This is a genomic window from uncultured Phenylobacterium sp. (assembly GCF_902826855.1).
GTDB lineage: Bacteria > Pseudomonadota > Alphaproteobacteria > Caulobacterales > Caulobacteraceae > Phenylobacterium.
In genome coordinates this window covers 23,107-26,915 of record NZ_CADEGK010000038.1, presented here as the reverse complement: position 1 = coordinate 26,915, position 3,809 = coordinate 23,107, and the positions used below count along the sequence as shown (strand labels likewise).

Here is a 3,809-nt window from a genome sequence, read left to right as displayed (position 1 = left end):
GGCCGGGCGCGTAGGCGCCGCCGCGCTCGAACTCCAGCAGGTACTTGGCCACCGTCCAGCCCTGGTTCTCCTGGCCCAGCCGGCCCGACTTGGGGACGCGGACGTTGTCGAAGAAAACCTGGTTGACCTCGTGCTCGCCGGCCAGGGTGATGATCGGCTTCACCGTGATGCCCGGCGTGGCCATGTCCATCAGCAGGAAGGTTATCCCCTGCTGGTTCTTGCCCTCGCGGCTGGTGCGCGCCAGCAGGAACATGCGGTTGGCGTGCTGGGCGTGCGTCGTCCAGATCTTCGACCCGGAAAGCACGTAGTCGTCCCCGTCGCTGATCGCCTGAAGCTGCAGCGACGCCAGGTCCGATCCGGAACCCGGCTCGGAGTAGCCTTGGCACCAGTAGTCTTCGCCCGAGAGGATGCGCGGCAGGTAGTGCGCCTTCTGCTCCTCCGTGCCGTAGCCCATGATCACCGGGCCGGCCATGCGCAGGCCCATGGGGGCCAGGCCCGGCGCGCTGGCGCGGGCGCATTCGGCGGCGAAGATGGAGCGCTGCACCTCGTTCCAGCCGGTCCCGCCGTACTCCACCGGCCAGCTGGGGGCGACCCAGCCGCGGGCGTGCAGGATCCTCTGCCACGGCAGGCTATACCGAGGCTCCGTGAAGACACTCGTGGTCCGGGCGGCGGCCTGTCGCAGCTCAGGCGTCAGGTGCTCGTCAAGAAAGGTCCGGACCTCGTCCCGAAACGCGAGATCCTCATCACGCAACTCAAGATTCATGGATAGCGGCGCCGCTAAGTGCGTGCATCCCCACGCAGGGGCGCGGACCTTGCGGTCAGCCTCGCAGCAGAACAAGCTATCAGAACTGATAGGGACGCGCGGGGTGATGGCCAACGACGCCGCAAAGATGCTCGCTGACGCCGAGGCCCTCGCCAGCGACATCGTCGCCAAGGGCCAAGCCATCGGCTTGCCGTTCAGCGCAGCGACCTGCGACATCGGCTCGACCCGGCCGCCGCTGGGCTCCGACGGACGGCCGCTCGCGGAGACCGTATTCCGCTGGATCGACCCCAAGCTGCGCTATTGGGAAGATACTGGCTTTGCGCTCCGCTCCGCGTTCATCCACGCCTCCCGCGCCTGCGCCGAGCCCTATTACTTCGTGGATGGTCGGTTCGGTTCCTGGCGGCCCAACCGGGCCCTGGAGGCCATTACCTCGGAGGGCCCGATAGAGCGCTGGGGCGTCGGCGCGGCCATCGTCGCCCCGACCCACCTGCCCCGCGGCCTGATCGGGATCGTCGTCTGGGCGACGGTGGACGAGCACTTCGACGTGGAGGCCGTCTTCGCCGCCCACGCCGCGGAGATGCACGTCCTGGCGCTGAAGTTCGTCGCCACCTACGCGGACGCCATCGCCGGCTCGGACGGCCCTCCTGCACGGCTCACCCGGCGCGAGATCCAGTGCCTGAAGTGGGCGGCCGCCGGCAAGACCGACGCGGAGATCAGCCAGCTCGTCGCCATCGCCCTTCCCACCGTGCGCTTCCACATCGGCAACGCCGCCCGCAAGCTTTCCGTGACCGGCCGCTCGCAGGCCATCCACCGCGCGGCGGTCTTGGGCTACATCGGCGCCGGCGGCTGAAGCGGAGAGCGACGATGGCGACCATGGCGACGCGGGGGGCGGCCCTGATCACAGGGGGCAGCCGCCGGATCGGCCGGGCCCTGACACTGGCCGCGGCGGACGCCGGTTTCGACGTCGCCATCCATGTCCGCCGGATCGACGCCGACGCCGAAGCCGCCCTGGCCGATGTCCAGGCCCGCGGCCGCCAGGGGGCGCTGTTGAGCGCCGACCTGCGAGCAGAGTCCGCAACGGACCTGCTGCAGGCGGCGGAGGCCGCACTGGGGCCGGTCACCCTCCTGGTCAATTCCGCCTCGCTGTTCGAGGACGACGCCTTCGAGACGCTGGAGCGCGCCTCTTGGGACGCGCACCTGGAGACCAACCTGCGCGCGCCGCTTGAGCTGACCCAGGCCTTCGCGCTGCGCCTGCCGCCCGGGCTGGACGGGATGGTCGTCAACATCCTGGACCAGCGCGTGCTGGACCCGACCCCGGAGTTCTTCTCGTATACCATTTCCAAGTCAGCCCTGTGGTCGGCGACCCGCATGCTGGCCCGCGGGCTGGCCCCGCGTATCCGGGTGAACGCGATCGGCCCCGGTCCGACGCTCGCCTCCATCCACCAGACAGACGCCGACTTCGCGGCCGAGGTCGCAACCACGCTCCTGAAGCGCCCGGTCGACCCGCAGGAGATCGGCGCAGCCCTGCGATACCTGGTCGACGCCCGCTCCGTGACTGGCCAGCTCATCGTGGTGGATGCCGGCCAGCACCTTGCTCGCGCGACGGGTCGCACGACACCGTGACGCCGGTCGCAGGCGCCGGCGGTGAGAAGGGCGGAGAAAGGCTTGCTTTCCGCAGGCGCCGGCGGCCACGGATGTTCAGGCCGCCGCGCTCTGCGGCCACCCAACAGGAGGCGGAAGAGTGAGCCTGAAAGACAAGACGCTGTTCATGACGGGCGGATCGCGCGGCATCGGCCTGGCGATCGCGCTGCGCGCCGCGCGCGACGGGGCCAATGTCGCGATCGCGGCCAAGACCGCCGAGCCGCACCGTCACCTGCCCGGCACCATCTACACCGCCGCCGAAGAGATCGAGAAGGCCGGCGGCCGGGCGCTGCCGCTGGTCGTCGATGTCCGCGACGAGGCCGCGGTCTTCGCCGCCGTCGAGCAGACGGCCCAGACATTCGGCGGCATCGACATGCTGCTCAACAACGCATCGGCGATCAGCCTCACCGGCACGCTGGAAACCGACATGAAGCGCTACGATCTCATGCACGGGATCACCGCGCGGGGGTCGTTCGTGGCCTCGAAGGCCTGCATCCCCCACCTCAAGCGCGCCGCCAACCCGCACGTGCTCAACATGTCGCCGCCCCTCGACCTGAACCCCAAGTGGTACGGCCGCCACGTGGCCTACACCGCGGCCAAGACCATGATGTCGCTGTGGACGCTGGGCATGGCCGAGGAGTTCCGCAGCGACGGCATCGCCTTCAACTCGCTTTGGCCCCGAACCGGGATCGCGACGGCCGCCATCGAGTTCGCGGTGTCCGGCCAGGAGGGACTGAAGGGCTGCCGCACCGTCGACATCATGTCCGACGCCGCCTACGTCATCTTCAACAAGGACGCCCGGACCTATACCGGCAACTTCCTGATCGACGACACGGTGCTCTACGAGGCCGGCGAGCGCGACTTCGACAAGTACCGCGTCGATCCCACCCACGACCTGGGCGGCGGCGACTACATGATCCCCGACACCATGCCGCCGCCGCCCGGCGTCAGCCTGAAGGCTCTGCGTTCCGCCTAGGTCGCCCGCGCCACGCGCCCGCGTTGCGCCCGTACGATGAGGGCGATCAGGTCTTCGGGCAGATCGCGGTCCAGGTCGAAACGGACCGAATCCTTGCCCGAACGAAACGGGGCGACCTTCGCCTCGAAGTCCGCCTCGCCCCGGTAGATCGGGTACACCGCGACGTGGCGCGTCCAGGCGCCGAGGTAGATGAACGTCGCGCCCTCCGCCTGGAACGCCGGCATGCCGTAGCGGATCGCCTCGGCGGTCTCCGGCGCGGCGGCGTGAATCAAGGCCCGCAGGCGCTGGGCCGTCGGCCGGGCCGCATCGGGCAGGCCGGCCATGTAGGCATCTACGCTGATCGGCTTTGCGGCCATCGCGAACGCACTCCAGGAGCCGCCGCCGGCGCCGAACAGCACCTGCAGCTCGCCACCGACGCCAACTGGCAGA

Annotated in this window: 5 protein-coding genes; 3 read left to right on the top strand and 2 right to left on the bottom strand. The window is 69.7% G+C overall.

Annotated features, from left to right (window positions below; all coding sequences use genetic code 11):
• On the bottom strand, positions 1–751 hold a 751-nt coding region (locus tag QZV94_RS07765; protein WP_293677238.1), incomplete at its 3' end, for an acyl-CoA dehydrogenase family protein.
• A 118-nt stretch (positions 752–869) separates the two neighbouring features.
• Here QZV94_RS07765 and QZV94_RS07760 point away from each other — a divergent pair.
• From QZV94_RS07760 to QZV94_RS07750, 3 genes are all read left to right on the top strand, one after another.
• Positions 870–1,613 (top strand): helix-turn-helix transcriptional regulator, encoded by a 744-nt coding sequence (locus tag QZV94_RS07760; protein ID WP_293677237.1) that lies wholly within the window; start codon positions 870–872, stop codon positions 1,611–1,613.
• A gap of 23 nt (positions 1,614–1,636) precedes the next feature.
• Positions 1,637–2,386, top strand: a complete 750-nt coding sequence (locus QZV94_RS07755; RefSeq protein WP_293677239.1) for an SDR family oxidoreductase — start codon at positions 1,637–1,639, stop codon at positions 2,384–2,386.
• Between the two features lie 118 nt (positions 2,387–2,504).
• Entirely contained in the window at positions 2,505–3,380 is an 876-nt protein-coding gene (locus tag QZV94_RS07750) for an NAD(P)-dependent oxidoreductase (RefSeq protein WP_293677236.1), read from the top strand.
• Here QZV94_RS07750 and QZV94_RS07745 read toward each other — a convergent pair.
• Positions 3,377–3,736, bottom strand: coding sequence for an iron chaperone (locus tag QZV94_RS07745; protein ID WP_293677235.1), 360 nt, complete (start codon positions 3,734–3,736; stop codon positions 3,377–3,379). The two genes, QZV94_RS07750 and QZV94_RS07745, sit on opposite strands and share 4 nt — an antisense overlap.
• Positions 3,737–3,809 lie beyond the last annotated feature (73 nt).